Source organism: Cohnella phaseoli (assembly GCF_003386235.1).
In the GTDB taxonomy this organism is placed as follows: Bacteria; Bacillota; Bacilli; order Paenibacillales; family Paenibacillaceae; genus Cohnella; species Cohnella phaseoli.
In genome coordinates this window covers 78,776-103,901 of the sequence record NZ_QRDZ01000029.1, presented here as the reverse complement: position 1 = coordinate 103,901, position 25,126 = coordinate 78,776, and the positions used below count along the sequence as shown (strand labels likewise).

The following is a 25,126-nucleotide window of genomic DNA, read 5'->3' as shown; positions in this document are numbered from 1 at the left end:
AAAGGCAACTATTGCTCCCACTTAAGAATGTTCTTGCCGAACAAGTACAGAACGCCGACTCCGCCGAAAAGCAGAATCAACAGAAAGTAAAAGTAGAACATACTCAGCACCTCCAAAGTTGATATCCCCAATGTAGAGTGAAGCGGCTGAGGTGTAACCATCCAATTGCCCGGAACGTGCGTCCAGCCAAATTGAGCTGTTCTCATACGGGTGCGCAGGCGTAAATTGTGACGACGCTGACATAAATTTATGACAAAATAGTGGTGTATCTTCGAAATTCGAGAATGATCGTGCAAGTTGTGATAGCATAAGGGAGAGAATAATCTGGAAGGAGCGGATAAGCCGTGCAGCGAGTGCAAAACAATCGTCTGAGTCTTGAAATGCCCACGAAATCGTTTATTCATGTCTTATTCGATACAATAAAAATCGGCATCATCAAATCCAATTTGATTGCGATGTTTGCAGGGCTGTGTATGGCTCTGTACGTCGAGGGAGTTCCGTTCTTCGATAAAATCGGCACGATTATACTGGCCGCGGTCGGCTCTTTCCTTGTGATCGGATCTGCGGGCGCGTTTAATAATTTGTACGACAGAGACATCGATTCCATCATGGAGAGAACGAAAGGTAGACCGACCGTAACCGGCAGGGTGGGGACGGCTAACGGCTTGTTCATCGCCATCTGGACCGCCGTGTTAGGTTTGATCGCCCTATACTTCGCGTCGCCGCTGGCAGCGGTATTCGGGTTTCTCGGTCTGTTCTTGTATGTCGTGCCTTATACGATATGGACCAAGCGGACAACGATCTACAATACGGAGGTCGGCAGCTTGTCCGGGGCCATGCCGCCGCTTATCGGCTGGGCGGCGATCTCGTCCGATCTGACTCACTCCGGAGCGCTGGCGATCTTCATGATGATGCTGGTCTGGCAAATGCCTCATTTCTATGCGATCGCGATCCGCAGAATGGAAGAGTACCGCGCCGCGGGCATCCCCATGCTGCCGGTAGTCAAGGGCATTCGCAGAACCTACGTTCAAATGAACGTTTACCTGGTGGCGCTGTTGCTGTCCAGCGCGTTGTTCTGGCCGTTCAGTCCGGTCATCGCGATTTCAAACGCCGTCTTAAGCGTCTGGTGGTTGGCGATGAGCGTGTCCGGATATCGTCGTAAACCGGAGAAGAAGTGGGCGAATGCGATGTTCGTGTTCTCTCTATTCCATATTACGATTCTGATGCTGGGCATTATCGGCTTCTCCTTGATCAGACCGTTATTTTAAGAGACCCAAATGTATAATCGCAATTATGCGTGGAACACTAAATGATGTATGTTCACAAAATGGACAAATTCTCTTCATCTATTCTTCATGAGAAACTAGTCGAATGGTGATACTATTTGTAATAAGCAGTAGATAAGAATAATTATAGACTGCTAACGATTCTCAATTAAAGTTTTTACAAAAAATACACCATACTGGAGGAATTTCAATGTCTCTGATTGGAACAGAAGTCAAACCATTTAAAGCAGCAGCGTACCAAAACGGCAAGTTTATCGATGTAAGCGAACAAAACTTCAAAGGAAAATGGAGCGTTGTTTGCTTCTATCCAGCAGACTTCACGTTCGTCTGCCCGACTGAACTAGGCGACCTGCAAGATCAATACGAAGCGCTGAAAGCTCTTGGCGTAGAAGTGTACTCCGTCTCGACGGACACGCACTTTACACATAAAGCTTGGCACGACAGCTCCGAGACGATCGGCAAAATCACATACATCATGATCGGCGACCCGTCCCACACGATCTCCCGCAACTTCGACGTTCTGATCGAAGCGGACGGCCTGGCTGACCGCGGCACGTTCATCATCGATCCGGACGGCGTTATTCAGACGGTCGAGATCAACGCAGGCGGCATCGGTCGCGATGCAAGCACGCTGGTCAACAAAATCAAAGCGGCGCAATACGTACGCAACAATCCGGGCGAGGTTTGCCCTGCAAAATGGCAAGAAGGATCGCAAACTTTGAAACCAAGCCTTGATCTCGTAGGCAAAATCTAAAGGGGGCCATTTCGGTGTTGGATGCGGATATCAAACAACAACTCAGCCAATACCTTCAGCTCCTGGAAGGCGATGTGCTCATCAAGGTGAGCGCATCGTCCGACGATGCCGTATCCAACGACATGCAGGCTTTCCTCGACGAGCTGGCCGGCATGTCCTCCCGAATTACGCTTGAGCAGGCACAGTTGGCAAGAACGCCGAGCTTCAGCGTGAACCGCGCCGGAGGAGAGGATACGGGCATCGTGTTCGCGGGCATTCCGCTCGGGCACGAGTTCACTTCGCTCGTCCTGGCGTTGCTGCAGGTGAGCGGACGAGCTCCGAAGGTAGAGCAGAGCGTTATCGACCAGATCAAAAGCATACAAGGCAATTATGCGTTCGAATCTTACGTCAGCCTGAGCTGTCATAACTGTCCGGACGTCGTGCAAGCGCTGAATGTCATGAGCGTGCTGAACCCGGGCATTTCCCATACGATGATCGACGGAGCCGCCTTTAAGGACGAAGTCGAGAGCAAGGACGTTATGGCCGTTCCGTCGGTCTTCCTGAACGGGGAGTTTTTCGGCAGCGGACGGATGTCCTTGGAAGAAATCATCGCCAAAATCTCCGATGCGCCGGATGCTTCGGCATTCGCCGACAAGGAGCCGTTCGACGTGCTCGTCATCGGGGGCGGCCCTGCAGGTGCCAGCTCTGCAATCTATGCGGCGCGTAAAGGCATTCGCACGGGAATCGTCGCCGAGCGCTTTGGCGGACAAGTGATGGATACCGTCGGGATCGAAAACTTCATCAGCGTGAAGTATACCGAAGGCGCCAAGCTTGCCGCTAGCCTGGAAGAGCATGTCAAGGAATACAACGTCGACGTCATGAAGCTTCAGCGGGCCAAACGGCTGGAGAAGAAGGACTTCATCGAGGTAGAGCTTGAGAACGGAGCCGTGCTGAAGAGCAAGACGGTCATTCTGTCCACCGGCGCGCGCTGGCGCAATGTCGGCGTTCCCGGGGAAGCCGAATTCAAAAATAAAGGCGTTGCTTACTGTCCGCATTGCGACGGCCCGCTGTTCGCAGGCAAGCATGTCGCGGTCATCGGCGGAGGCAATTCCGGCATTGAAGCGGCGATTGACCTTGCCGGCATCGTCAGCCATGTCACGGTATTGGAGTTCATGCCGGAGCTGAAGGCGGATTCCGTGCTGCAGGATCGCCTATACAGCCTGCCTAACGTTACGGTCCACAAGAACGTGCAGACAAAGGAAATTACCGGTACGGACAAAGTAAACGGAATTTCTTTCATCGACCGGGCAACGGGAGAAGAAGCGCACGTTGAACTGCAAGGCGTATTCGTGCAGATCGGTCTCGTTCCGAATACCGATTGGCTCGGAGATGCCCTTGAACGCACTCGCATGGGCGAAATCGTCATTGACCGTCATGGCGCGACGAGCTTGCCGGGCGTATTCGCGGCAGGCGATTGCACGAACAGTCCGTACAAGCAAATCATCATCTCGATGGGTTCGGGCGCTACTGCGGCGCTTGGCGCATTCGATTACTTGATTCGCAATTAAAGCCTCGATCAACGTAAGAGCCGTAAGAAATGATTGTAATGGGAATGGAACTTTCATTCTCATCTACCGTTTCTTGCGGCTTTTTGTTATCAGCTTGTCGGCATAATCCTACGAATGCTCGGCATACAATCGGTAGAAAGGATATCGACAGGAGGGTGAACGCGTGAGGAAAGCTTTCTTTAATTCGTCCGTTAAGGGGGCGATTGCGGGAGCCATCATGACCGGCGGTTGGCTCTTGGCCGACTTGCTGCTGCCGGAGCCTTGGGGAGATGTCGTCTTGTTCGCGGCAATGGCGGTAGTGAATGTCGGGATCGGCTGGAAGCTCGGGAAGCTGTACGACCAGCAAGAGGCTAAGGAAGCGAACGCCGAAGCTGCAGAAGCACTCGATCCCAAAAGCGCAGCCAATTAGAAACTTTCCATAGAAAAGCAAGCTGCGGCTCCAAATAAACCTGGGCCCAGCAATTCGAGCAACGTCAAAGGTCCCTTTGGCGTTGTTTTTTTGCGTAGCAACATGGCACACGGCAAAAGTTTCTTCATGGAATGGACTAAGCTGACTGAATTGTCATCGGTTTGGAAATACCATACTCAGCGGAGATTACATGAAACCGAGCAAACCATGAATTGAATTGCGAATCAGCGTACTTCAACTGGAGGTATCGACGTGAAGAAAACAAATATCAAAATCGGACAAGCACTCGTCTTATTGTTAGTGCTGAGCGCTTGTACGGGGAATAACAATCAGGCTTCACCTACGCCATCGCCTTCGCAATCGCCTTCACCGACTCAAACTGCAACCACTCCGCCGTCCGCAACGGGAGTGACCGGCACCTCTTTTGACAATTGGGGTTCCTTCGGCTATACACTGACCAATAACCGTCACGTTCCTTACAAGGAGATCACCGCGGATAATGTCAAAGATTTGGGCGTCATTTGGTCTGCAGACTTAAAGTCGCTGGACCCGGATGTCAAAAACGGAAATCAGTCGTATCCTGTCGTCGTCGACGGCGTCGTCTTCATTACGACGGCGGGCAATCAGGTGTTCGCCTTCGATTCCGTTACAGGCAATACGATCTGGCACTGGAAGCCAACGGCGGAGCAAGCGGCCGGCTTCTCCAAAGCAGGAATCATCGCGAACCGCGGCGTAGCGGTAGGCGGCGGCAAGGTGTTCATGCTGGCGATCGACAATTCCCTAATTGCCCTGGATCAGAAAACGGGAGAGCTGGTCAAAATGATCAAGCTGTCCGACTATATCGACGGCGTTACGATGGAAAACGGATACTACGAGACGAATGCTCCCCAGTATTACAAAGGCAACGTCTATATTGGAAGCAGCGGCGGAGACAACGGAGTCCGCGGCTTCGTAGCGGCGTTTAAGGCGGACGATTTGACGCCGGCATGGGATTCCCCGTTTTGGACCGTACCGCCTAAAGGCCAAGATTGGCTGGCGAACAGCAAGTTCCAAGGGGGCGGAGCGGTATGGTCGCCGGTTGCGATTGACGAAGAAACCGATATCATGTACTTCGCGACAGGCAATCCAGCCCCGGATTTCTATGGCGACAAACGTCCGGGAGCCAATCCGCACACCGACTCGGTCGTGGCCGTCCATGCGATGACCGGCCAGCTCGTCTGGGCCAAACAGGAAGTCAGCCACGATTTGTGGGACTACGATGCCGCAGCCTCGCCAATGATCATCCAGGCGACGGCGAAGGGGAAGAAAAGGAAGCTTGTCGTTCAGGGCGGAAAATCCGGACTGTGGTTCGCCTGGGATGCTGCTACGGGGGATGAAGTATGGCATGGCATACCGTTTGCCAAAATCGATCATCCGAAGCCTACGGTCGAAGGCGTAGTTGGCTATCCCGGAGTGCTTGGCGGGGAAAATTATGCCCCCGAAGCGTACGATCCGGCGACAAATTATGTTTTGATTCCCGGCATTGAACAGCCTTCTCTCTTCAAGGCGGCGAAGACGGAAGAGGAAGCGGGCACACCGGATTTTCCCGGAGCCGCAGCTTTCGGAACGGTGATCGAGGAGGTGCCGGATGTTAAGGGATACGGCACGATTACCGCAATTGATGTGGACACGGGCAAGCAAGCCTACCAGATCAAAACGACCGATCCGCAGCGCGGAGGCCTGACGAGCACGGAATCGGGCTTGGCTTTCTTCGGCGAACTGGATGGCAAGGTGAATGCGCTGGATATCAAGTCGGGCAAAGTGATCTGGACGTTCCAGACGTCAGGAGATAACGTTCAGTCCGCGCCTTCGATTTTCAAAGTCGACGGCAAATCCTACGTCGTCTTTACCACTGGCGGGGCAAAACCCAAAGTGCACGTATTTGGACTGGGCGGAGATAAGACGCAAGGATCGTCAGGCGAAGCCGAAACCGGCGGCGCGCATTCGGCAAAATAACGGAGAGAATCCGAGATGAAAAAGAAGAGCGTTGCCGGTCGATTCTTCTTCACGGCCGCCGCTTTGGCGCTGCTATGGACCGGTTATTGCGATGAAGCCAAAGCGCAGGCCGAAAGCCCTGAGAGCCAGATCTCTCTTGAGGAGACGGTGTTTGCCGTTAAGACGTGGCAGACGGACGGCTCACACTTGACCGCCGTCAAAGGGAGACTGACTTATGAGGGACAGCCGGTCGCAAATGCGATCGTGCAGGCTGCTTTGAACGGAAGGCAGATTCGGACTGCGAAGGACGGCTCTTTCAAGCTGCTTGTCGACCGCAGTCTGCTAACCCGCACAGCGGTTCGCGTCGTTTCGGTCCAACAAGCGAGCATTTCCGGACAAGAGATCGGGGAAATTGAAACGGCTCGATTACTGTCGGCATCCGTCGCCATTAGCGTGTATCATCCGATCCAAATCCTCCGAACGGAGATTTCCGATACGGATTCAGGCATGATCAAAGTACATGCGCGGATCGGGAGCGAGGACGGCGATGCCATATCCTTTTTTCAGATAGATAAATACAGGATCGCCGGCAGGGTGGAGGATGCCGACGGCAATCCGGTGAAGAACGCCATCGTGTGGATCGATAGGGATCGGGGAGAAGGCTTCGCCAAATCGACTCCGACGGATCGGGACGGGAGATACGAGATGTTTTACTGGCCGGAAGAGGAGGACACGAACCTTACGGTGATCGTCGGCTCGCGCCGATACGCGCTGCCAGACGGGAAGGTGTTTATTCTTCCGCGCAATACGAGCGTCGATATCCGGATTCGGCTTCCGAGAGAAGGCACAACCATCGACGACAGGTCTCCTAACCTGGTCTGTACGACATCGAAGGGAGCCAAGTATACGGGATTGCTGGCGGGACTGGATGTCCCGCCAGAAGTGCCTTACAGCGTAACTGTTCCCGACCGGAGCGGCCAGTTCGTTCTAACGGTTCCGAGGGAAGTGTGGAAGCGGCGGCCTATATTTTTCGAAACTCGACTGACGAAGTTCGTCGAGCGGGAGAAGGGGCTTAAGGCCGGCGATCCGCTCCCCGTTGGGTTTGTGCTGCCGAGCGATCAAGATCCGAGAGTGATTCCGTCTTCTGCATCCTGAACCGTCGCTGGGATCTCGTCTGGCAGATGCTCCATGTAAAACCGATGCCAGTTGCCGAATACGAACGACTTGACATCTTCCTCCCGGTAATGGCTCAGCAGCAGATTGACCAATCGGTCGTATTTTCCGGCGTGCTCCAGCCCGACGAGCCATTGCCGGATTCCATCGAAGTCGGAGCCGAAGCCGATATGCCGCTTGCCTCCGAGTGCGCAGATGTGCTCGATGTGCAGTAAAATTTTATCCATCGCGACCGGCTCCTCCTCGCTAACGAAAGGAGGAACGAACGTGATCCCAATGACGCCGTCCGACGCAATAAGGGCCCGGATCTGGGCATCCGTCAAGTTTCTCATGCGGGGACTGATCGCGCTTGCATTGGAGTGGGAAGCGATAACGGGCTTTCGGGACGCCTCAATAAGCTCCCAGAAGCCCTTCTCCGCGAGGTGGGAGACGTCCATGATTAAGCCTAGCCGATTGCATTCGCGGATCAGTTCCAACCCGGCTGCCGTAAATCCGCCTTTTCTCGGCTCAAGAACCCCGTCCGCGGCCCAATTGGCGCGGTTCCAGGTAATGCCGACGCTTGTTAATCCAAGGCGGTGAAGAATGCGAAGCAAAGCCAAGCTGCCGTGGAGGGAATCGACGCCCTCCAGGGACAGCAGAGCTCCAATCCGATTTTCGGCGGAAGAGAGCCGTAAATCGGTTTTCGTACGAATAAAACGCATTTGCGGCTCGCGTAATATACGTTCATGGAACAGATCGATGCTTTCCAGGACATACCTGAAATCGCCAGAGTATCGTTCGGGCAAGTACACGGCAAAGTTTTGCACGGCTATGCCCGATGCAAGCATTCTCTCGAGCGTAACGTCCAAACCGCTTCCATGGACGAAGTCAAGCTCCGGGTTCTCCAGAAGCTTGCTGAGCACGTCGCAGTGGGCGTCGAAGATTTTCATTAAGCCGATCACCTGCCACGGTAGGAATAGAGGGGCCAACCGGCATTTTCGTTCGCGATCGTGCCGATCCGATCCGCGATGATACCGCGGTGAGGAGATCGCACGCACACCGGATCGGCCGAACGCGCGTCGCCGGTCAATAGGAAGGCTTGACAGCGGCATCCGCCGTAGTCCAATTCTCGCCGCTCGCAATTTCTGCAGGGCTCCGCCATCCATTCATAGCCCCGATAAGCATTAAAGGAAGGAGAGTCGCGCCAGATCCACGCAAGCTCGCGCTCCTTCACATTTTCGAAAGATAATGTCCGTATTTCCGATGATACCGTGCAGGGCAGAACCCGCCCGTCCGGCGCTACTGTCAGAGATAATTGGCCCCATCCGCCCATGCACGGCTTGGGAAAATCCTCGTAATAATCCGGTAAAATCCATAAAAGTTCGATTTGATGGCCGAAGCGTCGCTGCGCCCGCATATAGGCGGCTTCGGCTTCATGAAGCTGATCTTGTCGCGGCAGCAACTGATCGATGTTGCGCAAGGCCCAGCCGTAATATTGGGCATTGGCCAGTTCCAACCGCTCGGCGCCCCATGAAACGCAGAGTTCGATAATTTCTTCGATCTGATGAAGGTTGGTCCGGTGGAGCACGACGTTCATATGCAGAGGAAGCCCGTTGTCGCGAATCCGCTGCGCCGCTTGCCGTTTCAGCTCATGAGCCGAGAAACCGGCAATCGAGTCGGCGAGCTCGGAAGAGGAGGCTTGAACGCTGAGCTGGATGCTGTCGATGCCGGCCTCCGCCAGCTGCCGCGCGCGCCTGTCCGTCAATCCCACTCCGCTAGTAATAAGATTGACGTACAGACCAAGCTCCCGGGCGTGGCGGACGAGCAGTTCCAGATCCGGGCGCAGCAATGGCTCTCCGCCCGTGAAATGGACCTGCAGAACTCCAAGCTCGCCGGCCTGTTCCAAGACGCTCAGCCATGTGTCGGTCGACAGCTCGCTCTCCTTCTTCTGAAGCTCGATCGGATTGGAGCAGTAGGGACAATGAAGCGGACAGCGATGCGTTAACTCCGCGGTCAGGGCATACGGCAGGTTTACGGGCATAGCTCCAACCACCCTCTTTCCGCCGATGCAGCGAGAAATTCGACAATATCGTTTTCGAGTCCGGTCTGACCGTATGTCGATTCGAGCTCTCCGATCATTTGCGCAATCGTACGATGCCCGTCGCAGAGCCGGAGAATCGCTGCCGCCGCTTCGTTAAGCTCTACGACTCGTTCCGGCAGCAGGAGCAAATCGGTCTTGCGGGCTTTGTCGTACTTCATGCGACCCGGAGCGCGCAGCTTTGGCCGTTCCGACAGCGCCCGCGCGCTCATCGTTCGTTGTCCCCGTCAGGGTAGGCCAAGCTTAATGCGTCAAGCAGCGCCCACAGAACATCGCACTTAAACCGCAAGGCGGAGAGCGCTTGCTCTTGGTCTTCGCGATTTCTGCATTCGCGTAATACTAGACTCAGGCCATGCTCCGCATCTCGGGGCGCTTGGTGAAGCCGGGCTTGAAAATAGGCCAAGCCCTCGGGAAGAATCCACGAATACAGCTGCAGGAAGACGCCGATCCGTTTGGAGACAAGGGTGGGAGCGAATAGTTCCGTCAACGAGGAGGCTACGGCGATCGGCCAGGGCTGCAGGCGACAGAAGTTCACGTAGGCATCGACGGCAAATCGGACGGCGGGCAGTACGTGACGTTCATCCAGCATTTCCTCTCTAGGGATGCCGGCGGCTTCGCCCAGCCGCACCCATGCCTCGATTCCGCCCTCTTCGCCATCTCTTCCGTCATGGTCGATGATTCGCTGAATCCACTCCCGACGTTCTTCCCGAGAAGGAAGTTTGGACAAAATCAGCGCGTCTTTGACCGGAATGTTCTTCTGATAGTAAAAACGGTTGGCGATCCACGCCCGCAGTTGGACGGGGGAGAGCTTGCCTTCGTGCATGGCGATGTGATAGGGATGCTTGTCGTGATAGCGCTCCTCGCCGACCTGCCGCAGACGCGAGACGAATCGTTCGTTAGACAGCAAATGCGATTCCAACTTCAAACCTCCATTTCCATTCCGTCAACTCCGACTTCGATGCCCAGCTCCGTCAGCCTGTGGCGTTCCGGAGAGCTTTCGTCCAGCATCGGGTTCGTGTTGTTGACATGAATATAGACTTTGCGACGAGCGGGAAGCCTAGCTAGACGCTCGGCGCTTCCGTGAGGACCCGCAACGGGGAGATGGCCCATGTCGGCTGCGACTAAGTCGGATACGCCAAGCGAGCGAAGCTCGTCCCCGTGCCAGAAGGTGCCGTCCAGAAACAGGCAGTCGGCTCCATCCAAATGCTGCTCCAGCGTCGGCGACCATGTTTCTATTCCCGGAGCATAGACGGCGACGCCGCCCGTCAATCGATCGGTCAGCCGATAACCGACGACCCATGCCGCTCGGTCTTGATGACTGTTGGCGCCAGCGTAGCGGGGAGGCTTGTCGCCCAAATAAAACGGGCATACCGCTAATTCTCCCCCAAAAAGTGGAAAAGATTCCTCCGGCTGCGCCTCTAGCCAGCGGAAATTCGCGTAAGGCTCGACGATCCTCCTAAGCGGAAATTCGTCCGAAAGGGCAGAGAGGACGGGAGGGGGCGCGTAAATTTCCAAAGACGCGCTTTGTCTTAATTGAAGAAGTCCCGTCGTATGATCTAATTCCCCATCGGTAAGCAGTACGGCTTGAATGGGGGACTCGCGCAAGGAGGGTCCGGGATGAAGCGGGCCGTACGCTTCCGTCTGGAGACAAACATCGGGGCCTGCATTAAGCAGCGCCCATCGTTTGCCGTCCGGGCTGACGGCCAGCGAATCGTTCCTTCTGGCGCGTAAGGACGGGGCGCCTGCGCGCGCGCGCTTGCAATTCGGACAGGCGCAATTCCATTGCGGGTAGCCGCCTCCCGCGGCGGAACCCAACACTTTAATGATCACGGCTATCCCCCTTTACATGAGAGATGCCGGATTTCTCCGGCATGGATGCTTACTTCCGATAGGCGTAAGCCGTTACTTCGGCGCAAAGCTCGATAATCTTGAAGGAGGGCTTCACCCACATAGCCATTCCTCCCTTCCTTGGGATCGCGATGGGAAGCACGATTCATTGTATGTCGGGAACGGGATGTCCAAGAAGCAAAAAATAACGATGCACTCTCGTCCGATTGCCGGAACGGGAAATGCATCGTTATTGGCGGAAGATTCAGCGATTGCCTTGCGGGTTGCGATTCCGGAGACCGATAAGCCCGAAGAGTCCGAGCAATCCGAGCCATGCCCAGCCTGCGTTTCTGGTCGGATTAGCGGCGGCTGTCCGGTACGTTCCCGCGGGGGTCCGATTGGTGTAATCGCCTCTACCGCTATCCGTTCCGGTGTTCGCCGGATTAATGTTTCTAAACTGACTGCCCGTTCCCGTGCCGTAGACGCTGATCTCATGACCGGTCGCGCTGCCTGTGCTTTGAGCGTGAATGTGCGACCCGGCGGATGGCGTTCCCATCCCGTTGCCTAAACCGCCGTTTCCGCCGTTTGCCGTCCCCGTATACGCGTAAGCGGGAGCGGCCAGCGTCAGGGACAGGACGGCAATCCCGAATGCGCTTGTAAATCGGCTTTTCATAAGAATCCCTGCCTTTGAAGATGTTTTGATCTTCTGGCTAGCTTCTCTATTCGGCTCCGTTCTTATGCAAGGCTTGTACTACCGTATGCCGCCCGGGAATATACCTGTAAAAAAAGATCCCGGGGGCGGGAGCATGGAAAAGATGTTCGCTTGGATCCTAACGATGAGTCTCGGTTTCGATACGTTGGTCGTCTCGGCTTCGTTGGGATTAAAAAAGGAAACCCGGAATAAGGTGAAAATCGCGCTCGTATTCGCGGCGGCCGAAGCCGTTATGCCCATTGCCGGCATCGTCATCGGCGGTGCGCTTGGCCACATGTTCCGATCTGCGGCGTCTCTAATCGGCTCGCTGTTATTAATCGCGGTGGCCATTTACTTCCTTTTCTTCGATGATGAGGGGGAAGAGGGGACGTTCCATGCAGAACTCGCCGGTTGGCCGTTGATTGCGGCGGCCGTCAGCATCAGCATTGACGAGCTGGCGGTAGGGGTTTCCGCCGGATTTATGCAGGTGCCGATGTTGCTTACGATTCTGCTGATCGCCTCCCGCTCGTTCGTCTTCACTTTTATCGGTGTGACGTTCGCGGCCAAGCTCAAGCCGATCATGGGCGAATGGGCGGAAAAGTGTTCTGGCGTTTTGCTTGGACTTATAGGTCTGTGGATGTTGCTGGAGTCTTTCTGAAGAAATGGAAGGGCGCTCTCTCATAAGTAGGGTCGTACGAGATGATCGATTAAGAAAAAGGGCATGTGTCTCCTGGAGACACATGCACGATAACATTCTCTTCGTACGACCCTCTTTGGCTTATGAGACAGCCCCCCGAGCTCTAATCGGCTATCGGCGGGGAGTATAAAATTTCTGGGTGTAGTAAATTCGGTATTCGTAATCTTTCGAATAAGCGATCCCTACGCCAAGCTTTTCGTATTTGTCGCTTAGAATATTTTGGCGATGACCTTCGGAGTTCATCCATTCCGCATGGGCGAAGACGGCGTTGATGTGTCCGGCAGCAATGTTCTCGCCCGCAGCCGAGTAGGAGATGCCGTCGGCTTTCAGCCGATCGAACGGGGTAAGACCTTCCAGGTTAACGTGATCGAAAAAGCCGCTCTGGCCCATATCCTTGCTGTGGGCGCGCGCGATTGCGGCGACCTTGTCGTCCCACGCGAGCGCTTTTTTGCCGGCAAGAACCCGGGATACGTTTGCGAGATCCAGCAACTCCCGCTCATAGGCGGTGAGGAGGGCGGAATTAACTGCGCCGTAATTCCCGTCCCGCGCGGCCGCAGTTTTCTTCTCGATCATGTAGATGCCCATTGTTTTGCCGCCGTTGTGCTGATCAAGCATAAAAGTCAGATAAGAGCCGTCCACTTCGTAGCTAGGGTAGACGTCGCTTTCCGTTCGAATGGATATATTCGCCTTAAGCTCCGTCAAACTGGACGGTTTGCCTAGCTTAGCCGAGATCGAAGCTTTCGTGGAGCCTATGGCGAGCCCGTCGCCGCTGCGCCACACGTTCGCATTGGAGAATAGGGCGACGACCTTGCCGCCCTTGATGCCAATCTGGGCATACTGCGCGTAGTCGTCGTTGTAAATATGCCATTGGAAGCCGTATTCGCTCGGATCTACGCGGCTCGGCTTGCCGAGCTTAGCCGTTACCGCTGCTTCCGAGTCTCCGACGGCAATGCCTCTCAGCCGGTATTCGTCGCCGATCTCCGGCTCAGGTTTGGCCTCGCCGCCCAAAGCGTTCACGATAAACTGGATAGCTTCGGCGCGGCTTAGCGCCTTTTGCATCTGATAGCCTTCCACTGTCGCCGACGTAATGCCTTTGGATAAGCCGTTGTCGAGCAAATACCGGACGGCCTCGGTGCGCCCGAGTATTTGTCCCTTCAAGGCGGCGATAAGCTGTGCCGCGCCGCCTCTGTCGAAGCTCGCGCCAGCTTCGGACAACGGAAAGCTTCGTTCCTTGGCGTACTTGTAATACGGGGCGCTCCATGTCTCTCCCGCCTGACGAACGGTCAGCTCGCCGGGAACGGCTGCCGCCAGCAGAAGCTTTAGAAATTCGGCTTCGGTAACCTGCTGCGACGGACGGAATGACCCATCGCTGTAACCGTCGACCCAGCTCTCCGCAGCGGCCCGAGCAATCGCGTCGTAGGCCCAATGCGATGCCGGCACATCCTTGAAGCCCGCGGCAGCCGCCGATAAAGGTTGAAGCGCAGACGTCAGGAAAAGTACAGCACCCGTAAGAAGTAACGTCATAAACCTCCTTTTCAAGCTGCTTGCGTTTTTGTTCATCTGCATATCCTCCCTTGTTGTAATTGCAAACCGGATCCTCTTCGAGAAGGACAATATGTATTTCGGACATTCGGTCTCGTATCGACATAGGCCTTTTTTCTCATCGTCTTTCCCAAAAGTGAACCGAGTCCGCTTATAGCGTAACAAAAACCCGCGGAAATCGCGGGTTTTTAGTTCTGATTAGTTAAATATTAATGTGTAATTTACAATAGTGTGTGTCATACAGTATAATCGTAATAGGAGATGATGATATGCCAGACATAAACGAAACGATTAACGGTCTCCTGGGCGAGCTTAGGCGCGGCACGATCGTCATCGGCGTGCTAAGTCAGTTAACTGAGCCGCAGTACGGCTATTCTCTCGTTCCGGTGCTGGAAGAGAAAGGCGTGGCCGTTGATCCGGGAACGCTGTATCCGTTGCTGCGCAGGCTCGAGAAGCAGCAATTGCTAGAGAGCCAGTGGGACACGAACGAGGCGCGGCCCCGCAAGTATTACGTGCTTAGCCCGTTCGGAAAAGAAGTGTATGAAGAATTGTGCTTGGAGTGGCGGAAGCTGATTGTCAGTATGGATGCGCTCACGGCCGGAGCAAAAGGAGGAGAATAGAGATGGAACTGATCGACCGTTATATCTATGCGGTAACGCAACGTCTGCCCGAGCCGCAAAGGGAGGACATTAAACGGGAGCTGCGAGGCTTGATCGAGGATATGATGGATGAAAGGGCGTCTGGGGAAGGAACTCGTGAGGATGCGAAGGGCGTTCTCATGGAGCTGGGAGACCCGAACGCGCTGGCCGCAAAATATCGCGGTTTCAACGAACGCTACTTAATCGGGCCTTCCATGTTCGATTCGTATTTGACTACGCTTAAAATCGTGCTGTTCTCGATATTAATTGGCTTGACCGCCCTGTTCGCAATCGAAATTATCGTTAAGCCTGGCGACGTGCCGGAACGATTTACTGAGTTTATCGTTTCCTTGTTTACCGCCTCTGCCCAAGGCTTCGGGTGGGTAACGGTCATATTCGCTTGGATTGAATACCGGAAGCGCATGAATGCGTCGAGCAGCGCCGATACGTCTAAGGGCTGGGATCCGGAGAACTTGCCGCAAATCCCCGATCAACAAGCGAGGATCAAATTGAGCGAACCGATTACAGGCATTATTTTTACTGTTCTAATTGCGGTAATCTGTATCTATTCGGTCGAGTTGCTCGGCATATGGAGACTCCGTGAAGGAGAACGCGTAGTCATTTCCTTCTTGGATGCCGACGCGTTCCGCGCCTATCTACCGGTCGTCTGGGCATTGGCCGCTCTCGGAATTTTCAAGGAGTGCATTCGGATTATTGCGCGTAACCGATCGGGTACGCTGCTTGTGTTCCACATCGTCGCGACGATCGCCTCCACGGTTGCGGCATGCATCATACTGGCTGACTCGGCCATCTGGAACCCGGATTTCATTCGAGAGCTGGAAGCTACGGGGCTGTTCACTTCCGAAGGGAAAAATTACGATTCATTCGTGTCGGTATGGGCCAGAATAAACGAGTGGTTCGTCGGCGTAATTGCTTTGTTCGGCGTAATCGATATTTTATCCGAGACGTATAAGTGGTATCGGGTTAAAACTTAATTCGTGCGGGGGGAATCAACGCACCAGCGCCGGAGCGATGATTTCCCGGAATACGTTCGTCGGATTGCGTTCTTTTTTCCTTCTGTCATCCGTCAGAACGACAACGAGCCGGAAAACGGGAACGACATAGACGAATTGACCTCCGTAACCCCGCGCATAGAAATAATCGAATGAGGAAGGCGCGATGTCCGTCTCGTCATTCGGTGGCGCGTGCTCCGACGCCGACGACAGCGGAGGGCTAAACGTATCCGTCCACCAATGCCAGCCGTAATAACCGACATTCGGCGGGCCGGCGGGAGCGGCCGGCTGTACGGAACGGATCGCGCGCTCCTCGGAGACGAGCTGCCGTCCAGCGGCGCGGCCCCGATTCAAATAGAGCTGCCCGAATGCGAGCAAATCAGCCGGACGAAGCCGGAGGCCGTATCCTCCCGTGTGAATGCCTTGCGGATCCGTCTCCCATTCGTATTGCTCGATACCAAGAGGACCGAACAGCTCCAGCTCGGCAAAGCGGGCGAGCGGCATGCCGCAGGCTTGAACAAGTATCGCAGACAGCAATTGGGATGCTCCGGAGCTGTATTCCATTTTCCGTCCCGGCGCTTCCGCCATCGGTTGAGACAGCACAAAATCGACCCAGTTGTCGGAACGGGTCATGCGAGGAAACGATTTAATTTCGCCGAATTCGGTCCACTTGAGCCCGTCGGTCATTGTCAGAAGATGTTCAATTGTAATTTCCCTTTTTCGGGAATCCCCATCCGTCAGAAGCGTCGGGAAAAATTCCGCGATTGGCGTATGCGACTCCGGGAGCCTTCCCCGATCCATGGCCATACAAATTAAAGCGGACAAAATGCTCTTCGTGCACGAGTTTATTTTGGCTATTTCCTCCGGTATGCGAGAATGGCGGTAATGCTCGTACAGGTTTTGCCCGCCCTGGTTAACCAGACAGCTTCTAAGGTTAAGAGAAGGGATCGCGGATGTCAAAACGGTTGTCAGATAAGAGAGATTCATACGTTTGATCTTATCGTCCTGACCGCGGGAATGCAAATAAGAGGCGATAGTTGCTTGAGATGATCGAGATATAAAGAAAGGGGGATGCGCCTCCCGAAGACTGCCTCATACGCTTCTGAAATCACCTTATCACGGGGTTTACCCATTCAGATTTCAGAAAGCGTATAGCGTCGGAGGGAGACACATCCCCTTTGCACCTTATTCATCGATTAACTTTCGCCGAACCGAAGCGCAGCGTTCGAACATAAGCCGCAAGTTCGGCGAACGGAAGCCGCAACAGCGTCATCCCGTTAGCGGTCTGCGAGTCGGCGCCAGGCAGTGAGAGGAGCTTAATGAACAGCTTCGGCAGCTTCTCGCGATCTCCCGGGCACCAGAACTGAAACCATTCGACCTCCGGATTGCCTTCCTTTGCCGCATCAAGCAGGGCGCGGAGCCCCTGAACGAACAAGCCGATCTTCCGATGCTCCGGAAGCACAAAGGCGAGCTCCGCCTGGCACACGTGGCGATCCTGATGATCGTTAGCCCCGGTGCCAAAGACGAAACCCGCCGCTCCGACAAGCTCGTAAGATTCTTCTTCGATAACGAGCATCGCTTTGCCGAGAACGAGAGGGCTGCCGGCAAAGCTGAGCTTGACGTGGAACGGGTAAGGCAAATTCAATGCTTGATGGTTCGATAGGATAAACTTGATATAAGCTTCATGATCCATGTCGAACTCGCAAACTCGAAAAAGGTAGGGCATTATTTCGTTACGATGACCGGAGCAGCACGGAGAAAATCGTTTGCTTTGACGATTTTGCCGAATCCGGAACCTTTTTTGATTTCTTTGATGTCAGGCTTAGCTGGATACATGGGCTTGTCCTCCTTTAACGCATAATTTGGAAATCCCTTTTAATTATAGGGGATTCAGCCGGTTTAGAATATACCTAATATGGGGTATTTCTGCGGAAAATACCGATTCCTGTCCGACACTGCCTTCCCGAGTGCCCTCGAATCGGGCGAATTTCGCATAAAGCTTGCATAAGTACGGATTATCCGAGAGCGCGCACAACCTGACAACTTCTACTTCAGGGTGATGCTCGGAAATGTGTTCGATCATATACTGCAAGCCTCTGGCAAACACGCGCGATCCTCTTCGCTCCTTGTCCACAATACAGATGTCGAGCAGCGCGCTGCGAGCTTGGGCTCCCTTTTCCAACTCTTCAAAATAGAGGCCAGATGCTCCGACTACTTGTCCGTCACCATTCACTCCGTAATGCAGCTGACCGTCCGCCATATATCCGTACAGCAGCGTAACCATGTCGACCGTACATAATGAAGGATGTAAATCCCTTCTACGCTCCACCATGAAAAGGGAGACCTTGGCGTAATCGTTATCCTCGACGCAGCGTTGGAATGTTACCGTCATACCGTTTCTCCTCTCTACGCAATTCCTTTTCCTATGTTTGCTAAAAATAGAGTACAGCAGTTTTATTAAGCTGTAAACGAGCCCGTCTTAACGAGGGTCGAGATTCTTTTTGTAATAGCCGGGATTCATTCCCGTTATCGCCCTGAACGTCTTGGAGAAATGATGAACGTCCGTAAAACCGCAATACTCGCTCGTTTTTTGAAGGGAAAGTCCTTCTCGCAGCAGCTCCTGAGCGTATTCGATCCGCTTCTTCAACAAGTATTGGTAAGGAGTCGTACTGAAATGCTGCTTGAAGAGCACGGTAAACCGGGAAGGAGAGAGCCCGGCTTTTTTCGCCATGTCGCTCACATTGATCGGTTCCGAGATGTGAAAAGCAAAATAGGACTCGATCCAGTTCAAGAAAGGCTGCTGTGCGAGCATGCTGGGCTGAGGGCGCATGTATTGCTTGAAGAGCGCCATGATCCATTCGTAGGCAAGTTGATGCGCCTCCATAACTCCCAGGTAGGTTTGCTGCTGCCAGCAATCGATCATGCGGATAACCAGCTCCCGCATTTTGCCCGGATGGGCGGTTTCGAGCAGAAACGGGATGCGAAAGGCATCGCAATCATGCAGTCGAGGCTGCATGTAAGCCGAGTAAGGCGTCATATCCAGTTGTCCGGGATAAGTGACAAAGCTGCTTTCCCTATTCGGGTTATAGAAAAAATCAAGATGAATGTAAGGATTGTTCGTCGGGGTGAGCCCCTTGATCGTATGGATGTCGCCGGGTTGAAGAAAACACAGGTCGCCTTCCTTCAGCTTATGGAGCCGACCGTTTACTTCAATTTCGAACAGACCCTCCTGCGCGAAAAAAATGATGTAGTCGAGCAAGTTGCGTTCGCCCAAGAAGAAGGGAGGACGGGCCGCATAGCCTGCGATCCGGATATAGGGGGCGAGGACGTGATCGTCTATTTTCATTGGCGGACCGCCTCTTCCGGTTGCGGATTTTCAATCGTTTTTTACATAAAAAAAGCGTTGAATCTACAAAGGAATCCGAATCCGTTTTCACTATGATTGAAGTAAGCTTATGCAAGTATATCATAGTTCAGAAATGGGGATAAACCTTGAAAAACGTTTATAAAGGCGCTAAAACAAAAGAAATCAGCTTCCCGCTCGGAGGAATCGGAAGCGGAAGCATCGGTCTTGCGGGCAACGGCAGATTAATCGATTGGGAGATTTTTAATCGTCCGAACAAAAGAAGCTTTAACGGTTTTAGCCACTTCGCAATCAAGGCGGAACGACAAGGGAAGCTACTGGAAGCGCGGGTATTGAACGGGGATTTGCAGACCTCCTTTATGGGCGAGCCTCTTCGCGGCGCCCCGTTCCATAGCGGATACGGGTTCGGCCCGGAAAGTCAGACGATGGCGGGAATGCCGCACTTTAGAGAGGTGGAATTCAAAGGCGAGTTTCCGCTCGCGAGCCTCTCGTTCTACGAGGCGACGTTCCCCGGACGAATCGGGCTGACGGCGTTTAACCCGTTCATTCCGCTGCAGGAGGACGATTCCAGTCTTCCCGCGGCTTTCTTCGAATGGGAGATCGAAAATACGGAACAGGAGACGACAGCCTATACGCTGTGTCTATCTGCGGGCAATCCGATTCCGACCGAGCGGGTCTATCATCGATACGGCGTTAGCGAGGTCGCGCGCGGGCAACGTATTCATTCGATCCAACTTGGCTCCAACCAATATGACGACGGTCATTCTCAATTCGGCAATATCGTCCTGGCGACGGATGCGGCGGATGTCAGCTATCAGGAGTTCTGGTATCGCGGCGGATGGTGCGACAATCTGGAGATGTTCTGGCATGATTTTGCGCGGCCCGGACGCATGAAGAATAGAAGCTACTCCGAGGATGAGCCGCCGTATGCGAGGAAGGACACGGCATCGTTGGCCGCGCATGTCGAACTCAAGCCGGGAGAAAGGAAGAAGGTTCGCTTCACGATCAGTTGGCATTATCCTAACATTGAAAATTATTGGAACCCGGACTCGGCTGGGCCTAACGGCTGGAGGAATTACTATGCGACGATGTTCGAGGATTCCCGGGCAAGCGCGACATATGCTTTCGAGCACTGGGACCGTCTATATGCGGATACGCTGAAATTCAAGGAGGCGCTGTTCTCTTCTACGGTGCCGGACGTTGTTAAGGAAGCGGCATCGGCTAATTTGGCCGTGCTTAAATCCGCCACAACTTTGCGGCTGACGGACGGTTCCCTTTATGGTTTCGAAGGCTGTATAGAGGATTCGGGCTGCTGCGAGGGCTCCTGCACGCATGTCTGGAACTATGCCTATGCAGTTCCGTTTCTGTTTCCGCGATTGGAGCGCAGCATGCGCAATCTGGACTTCCGGTTCAACAAACGCGAAGATGGCCAAATGTCCTTCCGCTTAATGCTTCCCCTCGGACGCGAAAGGATGGATTGCTCCTGCGCCGACGGTCAGTTCGGAGGCGTAATCAAGGCTTATCGCGATTGGAAGATTTCCGGAGATACGGACTGGCTGAGAACGATCTGGCCGGATATCAAGCAATCTATTGCGTACGCATGGGCGGAGAGCAACGAGGACAAGTGGGACCCGGACAAGACGGGCGTTCTTACGGGGAGACAGCATCATACTCTGGATATGGAGCTATTCGGTCCGAATGCCTGGCTAAGCGGATTTTATTTAGCGGCATTAAAAGCCGGAGCCGAAATGGCAGCCTTCCTGGGCGAAAAGACGACGGCGGATGAATTCGATTATTTGTTCCGCAAGGGAAAGCTGTGGGTCGACGAGCACCTGTTTAATGGAGATTACTACGATCAGCGTATCGACTTGTCGGATAGAACTCTGCTCGACCCCTTTGAAGACGATTCCGTCAAGTCGTATTGGAACGACGAGTTGAATGAATTGAAATACCAGATCGGAAGCGGTTGCGGCATCGATCAGGTTGTCGCCCAGTGGCATGCGAATCTGTGCGGGCTCGGCGAGATTTTCGACAAGGAGCAGACTCGTACAGCGCTGAAATCGTTGTATCGTTACAATTTCAAGACGAATAGAAGAGAGGATGCGAACACTTGGCGTTTATATTCGCTTAACGACGAGGGCGGACTTGTCATTTGTACTTGGCCGGAGGGCGTCAACAAGCCGGCCATTCCGCTTACCTACAATTCGGAGACGATGACGGGCTTCGAATATCAAGCCGCTTCTCATATGATCCAGGAAGGCTTGGTCGAAGAAGGTCTCTCTATCGTTCATGCGATTCGCGAGCGCTACGACGGCGAGAAGCGAAATCCGTGGAACGAAATCGAATGCGGCAGCAATTACGCGAGATCGATGGCGAGCTATTCGTTGCTTCAGGCGTTCAGCGGCTTCGAATACGACAGCGTTGTCGGGAGAATCGGGTTTATGCCTATACGCTCGGGGGAAGGCGAGTTCCGCACGATTTGGTCGCTCGATAGCGGATGGGGGACATTCGAATGCAACGAAGAACAAGCGCTGCTCCAAGTATTAGGCGGACAGCTCGCTTTGCGAACGTTTAAGCTGCCCCGGGAGCTGATTGCTGCAGTGGATGGCGTTAGAGCGAACGAACGCTCCTTGAATTTTAATAAGGTCGGAGAGGAGCTAAGTTTAGTCGAGTCGTGTCAACTGGATGTGAACACCCCGCTGTCGATTACATTCATCTAACGGACCTTAAATTCGACAATCGCACGGAGCCCCTTTGCGAAGCAGCCCGGCAATCGTGTACTATTTAGGTAGTGATAACACAATGAAAGGGATGTGCGGCATGTCGTCATCAGATAAAATCAAACTGACTTCATACTCCAGCAAAGGAGGCTGCGGCTGTAAAATCGGTCCGGCAGACTTGGCACAAGTCATCCGTTCTCTTCCGCCAGCCGCTCCGAATCCGAATCTGCTGGTAGGCTTGGATACGAGCGACGACGCGGGGGTATACCGTCTAACCGACGAGCTTGCGATTGTGCAAACCGTGGACTTCTTTACTCCGATCGTTGACGATCCTTACTCCTTCGGACAGATTGCCGCGGCCAACGCGATCAGCGATATTTACGCAATGGGGGGGACGCCGCTGACAGCGCTGAACATCGTGGCGTTCCCCATCACGACACTGGACAAGCAAGTGCTGGCGGAAATTTTGCGGGGCGCGGCGGACAAGGTGAACGAAGCGGGAGTTACGCTCGTCGGCGGCCATTCCATTGACGACAAGGAACCGAAATTCGGTCTTGCCGTGACCGGTCTTATTCATCCGGAGAAGGTGCGCACCAATACCGGGGCTAGGCCCGGAGATCAGCTCATCTTGACTAAGCCGATCGGAGTCGGCATTCTGACAACGTCGATCAAGAAGGATCAGCTGTCGGAAGAAGAAGCTGCACGCGTGACGGCCGTCATGGCCGAATTGAATAAAACGGCGGCGGAGACGATGAGCCGCTTCGAGGTACACGGCTGCACAGATGTGACCGGATTCGGGCTGCTTGGACACTCGCTGGAAATGGCCAAAGGCAGCCAAGTCGGACTGCGGATCGAGAAGGATCGGGTTCCGCTGCTGCCGAGAGTAAGAGAGCTCGCTGAGAAGGGTTTCGTGCCCGGCGGGACGAAAAACAACTTCGGACATGTGCAGGATTCGGTTGCTTTCCCGGAAGCGATGGATCAAATCGACCGTTGGATTTTGTGCGATGCCGTTACTTCGGGAGGCCTGCTTATTGCCGTTGCTGCAACCGATGCAGCGGATCTGCTCTCCGCACTGCAGGAAGCAGGGGTCGAAGCAAGCCGGATCGGCGAAGCGGTGCCGGAGCATCCCGGACGGATCGAAGTCGTATAAATCAGGCAGCAAGAGTTAGGAGAGAATCTTTTGTTTCAGGATATGACTTTGGAAGAAATCAGAGCGCTGCAACAGAAGCAGCAGCTCGCGTTTATCGATGTCCGTTCCCCGTCCGAGTACGAGCTATCCACGATTCCGGGCAGCTTAAATATTCCGTTGTTCAGCGACGCCGAGAGAGCGGAGATCGGCACGATCTATAAGCAAACGAGCGTACAGGCGGCCAAAGAACGGGGGCTGGAGATCGTATCGGCCAAGCTTCCCGCCTTTATCAAGGAGTTTGCCGGCATCGGTCCTAGGAAAGTCGTGTTTTGCTGGCGCGGAGGCATGAGAAGCAGGACGACAGCGACGCTGTTGTCATTGATGGGCATATCTACGGTGCGCCTCATCGGAGGTTATCGGGAATATCGCAGCTGGGTCGTCGAAACTTTGAGCACGATGGACTACGCTCCGCAGGCCTATGTCATTCACGGCAACACGGGCATAGGCAAAACGGCGATCTTGAACCGATTGCAAGAGGAAGGATGGCCGGTATTGGATCTGGAAGCGATGGCGGGACACAGAGGATCGATCTTCGGGCATATCGGCTTGCGCAGCCATAATCAGAAGACGTTCGACGCATTGCTTCTCGAGGAGATGCTCCGCGTGCGGGAGTCGCCGTTTGTCCTCTTCGAAGCGGAGAGTAAACGGATCGGCAAAGCCGTACTGCCGGATGTGCTGGTCCGCAAAAAGGAAACCGGCATTCCGATTCGCATCGAAATGCCGGTAGCGGCAAGGGTTGAACAAATTATTCGCGATTACCGGCCCGAGGAATACAAGGATCAGTACATCCAGGCGTTCAGACAGATCAAATCGCGCATTCATACGCCGGTAGCGGCCGAGATCGAGAAGTTGCTGCAGGCCGATCGTTATGCCGAAGCCGTGGAACTGTTGCTGGAGCATTATTACGATCCGAGATATGCTTACACGGCCGATCAGTACGGAGAAAATCCGGGTGTTCAATTCAACGTCCAAAACGTAGAGGAAGCGCTGGCGGCGGTTCGAGACTATTTATCGCCGCTGCGTCAGTAATATATACGACGGGGCTGCCCCATAAGCGCTTTTAAGTGGCTCCTCAGAAAGATAATCGATAAACAAGGTGCAAGGGGATGTACCTTCTTCCGATGCTATACGCTCCTGAAATGGGAATAGGTAAACCCGTGACAAGGTGATTTCAGGAGCGTATGAGGCTTAGGCAGTTTGCAGGCTACTCGTGATCATACAACCCTTGATCTTGGTCGATTTATACGATCTTTCCTACAAACTTCCGTCGTTTGAGCCTGATTCGAGATGTTTTGTACGGTTTTTCGAACAAATGTTTGCCGGTTGAGCCTGATTCGAGATGTTTTGTACGGTTTTCCGACTAACTTCCCTGCATAAACGTTTGTGTGCAAATAGATAGATCCGCCGTAAAATTTTTAAACCAATTGGAAAAGTGTGGGACATGATTAGGTCTACAGGAAGTACATTTATCTATCGATCATTTCCAGCAATTCTGCTGATGGGACAGCCCCTTCGCATAACTGACAATATTCATTAGCCTTTGGCGGCTTCCTTGAAAGCTTTCACCAGATCGTCGGCGCTCTCTGAGATGAGGAACAGAACGTAGTCGCCTTCAACGGCGATTTTATAATTTTGCGCATTTTTGTACGGTTCGGGCAAGTATTGCTCAAACATCTTCTGAACGTCCTTTGCGCGCTGCTCCATGCTCTTCTTGATCGCGTCGATGTTTTTGGCGTCCTTGACTTTAACAACTGCAATCTCGTTGGAGATAAGGTTGATAGCCGGAGTTTTAATCGTAAACTCCTCGATCAGCTCGCGGTCGATATCATAGTAATCCTTGAGCGTTTCCTCCGTCAGATCGAACAAGCTCGGTTGCTCAATCTTTTTCAGCATTTGATTGACAATTTTGTCTGTAGACGACTCTTCCGCCTTTTCATCCGGCTCTTGAGTTTGACCCGGTTCGGAGGAGGGGCTTGGATTGGCGCTTTCGCTGGCAGTCGGCGTGCTAGTCGGACTTGGAGATTCAACGTTATTATTGGATTTGCCCGAGCAAGCCGTCAAGAGCATGCCAAGCAACGCGGTAACGAGAAGAAACGATGCAGCGGTTTTTTTCATGGGATTTCTCTCCTTGTTCTGTCATTTCTAAGAAGTAATCTTCTTGACATGTTATACGGACGGCACGTTCCGCCGAAAGGTTGCAGCCAATTTTATACGAGAATACGAGT

The 25,126-nt window shown here is 53.7% G+C and carries 25 protein-coding genes; 12 read left to right on the top strand and 13 right to left on the bottom strand.

Going from position 1 to position 25,126, the window contains the following annotated elements; all coding sequences use genetic code 11:
• The first annotated feature begins 344 nt into the window (after positions 1 to 344).
• The 6 genes from cyoE to DFP98_RS28900 all read left to right on the top strand — a co-directional run bounded on the left by cyoE (position 345) and on the right by DFP98_RS28900 (position 7,125).
• Positions 345 to 1,268 (top strand): heme o synthase, encoded by a 924-nt coding sequence (cyoE, locus tag DFP98_RS28925; protein ID WP_116064120.1) that lies wholly within the window; start codon positions 345 to 347, stop codon positions 1,266 to 1,268.
• A gap of 208 nt (positions 1,269 to 1,476) precedes the next feature.
• Complete coding sequence (ahpC, locus tag DFP98_RS28920; RefSeq protein ID WP_116064119.1) at positions 1,477 to 2,040, top strand: alkyl hydroperoxide reductase subunit C; 564 nt, start codon at positions 1,477 to 1,479, stop codon at positions 2,038 to 2,040.
• Between the two features lie 14 nt (positions 2,041 to 2,054).
• Complete coding sequence (gene ahpF / locus DFP98_RS28915) at positions 2,055 to 3,587, top strand: alkyl hydroperoxide reductase subunit F (protein ID WP_116064118.1); 1,533 nt, start codon at positions 2,055 to 2,057, stop codon at positions 3,585 to 3,587.
• Positions 3,588 to 3,750: 163 nt separating this feature from the next.
• Entirely contained in the window at positions 3,751 to 3,996 is a 246-nt protein-coding gene (locus DFP98_RS28910) for a hypothetical protein (protein ID WP_116064117.1), read from the top strand.
• Between the two features lie 252 nt (positions 3,997 to 4,248).
• The gene (locus tag DFP98_RS28905) at positions 4,249 to 5,991 is read left to right on the top strand and encodes a pyrroloquinoline quinone-dependent dehydrogenase (protein WP_116064116.1); all 1,743 of its coding nucleotides are present in this window, start codon (positions 4,249 to 4,251) and stop codon (positions 5,989 to 5,991) included.
• Positions 5,992 to 6,006: 15 nt separating this feature from the next.
• Positions 6,007 to 7,125, top strand: a complete 1,119-nt coding sequence (locus DFP98_RS28900) for a carboxypeptidase-like regulatory domain-containing protein (protein WP_116064115.1) — start codon at positions 6,007 to 6,009, stop codon at positions 7,123 to 7,125.
• Here the strand turns inward: DFP98_RS28900 and DFP98_RS28895 are convergent.
• From DFP98_RS28895 to DFP98_RS28865, 7 genes are all read right to left on the bottom strand, one after another.
• Positions 7,089 to 8,072, bottom strand: a complete 984-nt coding sequence (locus tag DFP98_RS28895; RefSeq protein ID WP_116064114.1) for a dipeptidase — start codon at positions 8,070 to 8,072, stop codon at positions 7,089 to 7,091. The two genes, DFP98_RS28900 and DFP98_RS28895, sit on opposite strands and share 37 nt — an antisense overlap.
• Before the next feature lie 8 nt (positions 8,073 to 8,080).
• Positions 8,081 to 9,163: a pyrroloquinoline quinone biosynthesis protein PqqE gene (pqqE, locus tag DFP98_RS28890; RefSeq protein ID WP_116064113.1), complete on the bottom strand. Its 1,083-nt coding sequence runs from the start codon at positions 9,161 to 9,163 to the stop codon at positions 8,081 to 8,083.
• A complete protein-coding gene (pqqD, locus tag DFP98_RS28885; RefSeq protein WP_116064112.1) occupies positions 9,154 to 9,432 on the bottom strand; it encodes a pyrroloquinoline quinone biosynthesis peptide chaperone PqqD in 279 nt (92 codons plus the stop codon). The genes pqqE and pqqD overlap by 10 nt, the downstream gene beginning before the upstream one ends.
• Positions 9,429 to 10,139, bottom strand: coding sequence for a pyrroloquinoline-quinone synthase PqqC (gene pqqC / locus DFP98_RS28880; RefSeq protein WP_246016824.1), 711 nt, complete (start codon positions 10,137 to 10,139; stop codon positions 9,429 to 9,431). The genes pqqD and pqqC overlap by 4 nt, the downstream gene beginning before the upstream one ends.
• A gap of 2 nt (positions 10,140 to 10,141) precedes the next feature.
• Positions 10,142 to 11,050, bottom strand: coding sequence for a pyrroloquinoline quinone biosynthesis protein PqqB (pqqB, locus tag DFP98_RS28875; RefSeq protein WP_116064111.1), 909 nt, complete (start codon positions 11,048 to 11,050; stop codon positions 10,142 to 10,144).
• 49 nt (positions 11,051 to 11,099) lie between these two features.
• A complete protein-coding gene (pqqA, locus tag DFP98_RS40330) occupies positions 11,100 to 11,171 on the bottom strand; it encodes a pyrroloquinoline quinone precursor peptide PqqA (RefSeq protein WP_371822901.1) in 72 nt (23 codons plus the stop codon).
• Positions 11,172 to 11,312: 141 nt separating this feature from the next.
• Complete coding sequence (locus DFP98_RS28865; protein WP_116064109.1) at positions 11,313 to 11,720, bottom strand: WGxxGxxG family protein; 408 nt, start codon at positions 11,718 to 11,720, stop codon at positions 11,313 to 11,315.
• 142 nt (positions 11,721 to 11,862) lie between these two features.
• Here DFP98_RS28865 and DFP98_RS28860 point away from each other — a divergent pair, with 142 nt between their 5' ends.
• Positions 11,863 to 12,396: a manganese efflux pump MntP gene (locus DFP98_RS28860; protein WP_246016822.1), complete on the top strand. Its 534-nt coding sequence runs from the start codon at positions 11,863 to 11,865 to the stop codon at positions 12,394 to 12,396.
• A gap of 150 nt (positions 12,397 to 12,546) precedes the next feature.
• On the opposite strand, the gene DFP98_RS28855 is transcribed toward DFP98_RS28860, so the two are convergent.
• A complete protein-coding gene (locus DFP98_RS28855) occupies positions 12,547 to 13,995 on the bottom strand; it encodes a CAP-associated domain-containing protein (RefSeq protein WP_181918000.1) in 1,449 nt (482 codons plus the stop codon).
• 251 nt (positions 13,996 to 14,246) lie between these two features.
• Between DFP98_RS28855 and DFP98_RS28850 the strand changes: the two genes are divergently transcribed.
• Positions 14,247 to 14,597, top strand: coding sequence for a PadR family transcriptional regulator (locus DFP98_RS28850; RefSeq protein WP_116064106.1), 351 nt, complete (start codon positions 14,247 to 14,249; stop codon positions 14,595 to 14,597).
• A 2-nt stretch (positions 14,598 to 14,599) separates the two neighbouring features.
• Positions 14,600 to 15,610: a hypothetical protein gene (locus DFP98_RS28845; RefSeq protein WP_116064105.1), complete on the top strand. Its 1,011-nt coding sequence runs from the start codon at positions 14,600 to 14,602 to the stop codon at positions 15,608 to 15,610.
• 15 nt (positions 15,611 to 15,625) lie between these two features.
• On the opposite strand, the gene DFP98_RS28840 is transcribed toward DFP98_RS28845, so the two are convergent.
• The 4 genes from DFP98_RS28840 to DFP98_RS28825 form a co-directional block, all read right to left on the bottom strand.
• Complete coding sequence (locus DFP98_RS28840; protein WP_116064104.1) at positions 15,626 to 16,615, bottom strand: serine hydrolase domain-containing protein; 990 nt, start codon at positions 16,613 to 16,615, stop codon at positions 15,626 to 15,628.
• A 202-nt stretch (positions 16,616 to 16,817) separates the two neighbouring features.
• Positions 16,818 to 17,321: a hypothetical protein gene (locus DFP98_RS28835; RefSeq protein ID WP_116064103.1), complete on the bottom strand. Its 504-nt coding sequence runs from the start codon at positions 17,319 to 17,321 to the stop codon at positions 16,818 to 16,820.
• A 186-nt stretch (positions 17,322 to 17,507) separates the two neighbouring features.
• Positions 17,508 to 18,020, bottom strand: coding sequence for a hypothetical protein (locus DFP98_RS28830; RefSeq protein WP_116064102.1), 513 nt, complete (start codon positions 18,018 to 18,020; stop codon positions 17,508 to 17,510).
• Between the two features lie 87 nt (positions 18,021 to 18,107).
• Positions 18,108 to 18,974: a helix-turn-helix domain-containing protein gene (locus tag DFP98_RS28825; RefSeq protein ID WP_116064101.1), complete on the bottom strand. Its 867-nt coding sequence runs from the start codon at positions 18,972 to 18,974 to the stop codon at positions 18,108 to 18,110.
• Positions 18,975 to 19,120: 146 nt separating this feature from the next.
• On the opposite strand from DFP98_RS28825, the gene DFP98_RS28820 reads away from it, so the two are divergent.
• The 3 genes from DFP98_RS28820 to mnmH all read left to right on the top strand — a co-directional run bounded on the left by DFP98_RS28820 (position 19,121) and on the right by mnmH (position 23,930).
• Positions 19,121 to 21,712, top strand: coding sequence for a GH116 family glycosyl-hydrolase (locus tag DFP98_RS28820; protein ID WP_116064100.1), 2,592 nt, complete (start codon positions 19,121 to 19,123; stop codon positions 21,710 to 21,712).
• Between the two features lie 100 nt (positions 21,713 to 21,812).
• Complete coding sequence (gene selD / locus DFP98_RS28815; protein ID WP_116064099.1) at positions 21,813 to 22,862, top strand: selenide, water dikinase SelD; 1,050 nt, start codon at positions 21,813 to 21,815, stop codon at positions 22,860 to 22,862.
• Positions 22,863 to 22,892: 30 nt separating this feature from the next.
• Positions 22,893 to 23,930 (top strand): tRNA 2-selenouridine(34) synthase MnmH, encoded by a 1,038-nt coding sequence (mnmH, locus tag DFP98_RS28810; protein WP_116064098.1) that lies wholly within the window; start codon positions 22,893 to 22,895, stop codon positions 23,928 to 23,930.
• A gap of 504 nt (positions 23,931 to 24,434) precedes the next feature.
• Here mnmH and DFP98_RS28805 read toward each other — a convergent pair.
• Positions 24,435 to 25,016 (bottom strand): DUF4358 domain-containing protein, encoded by a 582-nt coding sequence (locus tag DFP98_RS28805; RefSeq protein WP_116064097.1) that lies wholly within the window; start codon positions 25,014 to 25,016, stop codon positions 24,435 to 24,437.
• Between the last annotated feature and the right edge of the window lie 110 nt (positions 25,017 to 25,126).

What these genes read in the sequence shown, in the direction of transcription:
- ahpC (WP_116064119.1), top strand. Translation starts at nt 1,477, where the DNA reads ATGTCTCTGATTGGAACAGAAGTCAAACCATTTAAAGCAGCAGCGTAC.
- DFP98_RS28825 (WP_116064101.1), bottom strand. Translation starts at nt 18,974, where the DNA reads ATGAAAATAGACGATCACGTCCTCGCCCCCTATATCCGGATCGCAGGC.
- DFP98_RS28895 (WP_116064114.1), bottom strand. Translation starts at nt 8,072, where the DNA reads ATGAAAATCTTCGACGCCCACTGCGACGTGCTCAGCAAGCTTCTGGAG.
- DFP98_RS28830 (WP_116064102.1), bottom strand. Translation starts at nt 18,020, where the DNA reads ATGACGGTAACATTCCAACGCTGCGTCGAGGATAACGATTACGCCAAG.
- DFP98_RS28860 (WP_246016822.1), top strand. Translation starts at nt 11,863, where the DNA reads ATGTTCGCTTGGATCCTAACGATGAGTCTCGGTTTCGATACGTTGGTC.
- DFP98_RS28840 (WP_116064104.1), bottom strand. Translation starts at nt 16,615, where the DNA reads ATGAATCTCTCTTATCTGACAACCGTTTTGACATCCGCGATCCCTTCT.
- pqqD (WP_116064112.1), bottom strand. Translation starts at nt 9,432, where the DNA reads ATGAGCGCGCGGGCGCTGTCGGAACGGCCAAAGCTGCGCGCTCCGGGT.
- DFP98_RS28865 (WP_116064109.1), bottom strand. Translation starts at nt 11,720, where the DNA reads ATGAAAAGCCGATTTACAAGCGCATTCGGGATTGCCGTCCTGTCCCTG.
- pqqE (WP_116064113.1), bottom strand. Translation starts at nt 9,163, where the DNA reads ATGCCCGTAAACCTGCCGTATGCCCTGACCGCGGAGTTAACGCATCGC.
- selD (WP_116064099.1), top strand. Translation starts at nt 21,813, where the DNA reads ATGTCGTCATCAGATAAAATCAAACTGACTTCATACTCCAGCAAAGGA.
- DFP98_RS28845 (WP_116064105.1), top strand. Translation starts at nt 14,600, where the DNA reads ATGGAACTGATCGACCGTTATATCTATGCGGTAACGCAACGTCTGCCC.
- DFP98_RS28850 (WP_116064106.1), top strand. Translation starts at nt 14,247, where the DNA reads ATGCCAGACATAAACGAAACGATTAACGGTCTCCTGGGCGAGCTTAGG.
- DFP98_RS28900 (WP_116064115.1), top strand. Translation starts at nt 6,007, where the DNA reads ATGAAAAAGAAGAGCGTTGCCGGTCGATTCTTCTTCACGGCCGCCGCT.
- DFP98_RS28835 (WP_116064103.1), bottom strand. Translation starts at nt 17,321, where the DNA reads ATGGATCATGAAGCTTATATCAAGTTTATCCTATCGAACCATCAAGCA.
- DFP98_RS28855 (WP_181918000.1), bottom strand. Translation starts at nt 13,995, where the DNA reads ATGAACAAAAACGCAAGCAGCTTGAAAAGGAGGTTTATGACGTTACTT.
- DFP98_RS28805 (WP_116064097.1), bottom strand. Translation starts at nt 25,016, where the DNA reads ATGAAAAAAACCGCTGCATCGTTTCTTCTCGTTACCGCGTTGCTTGGC.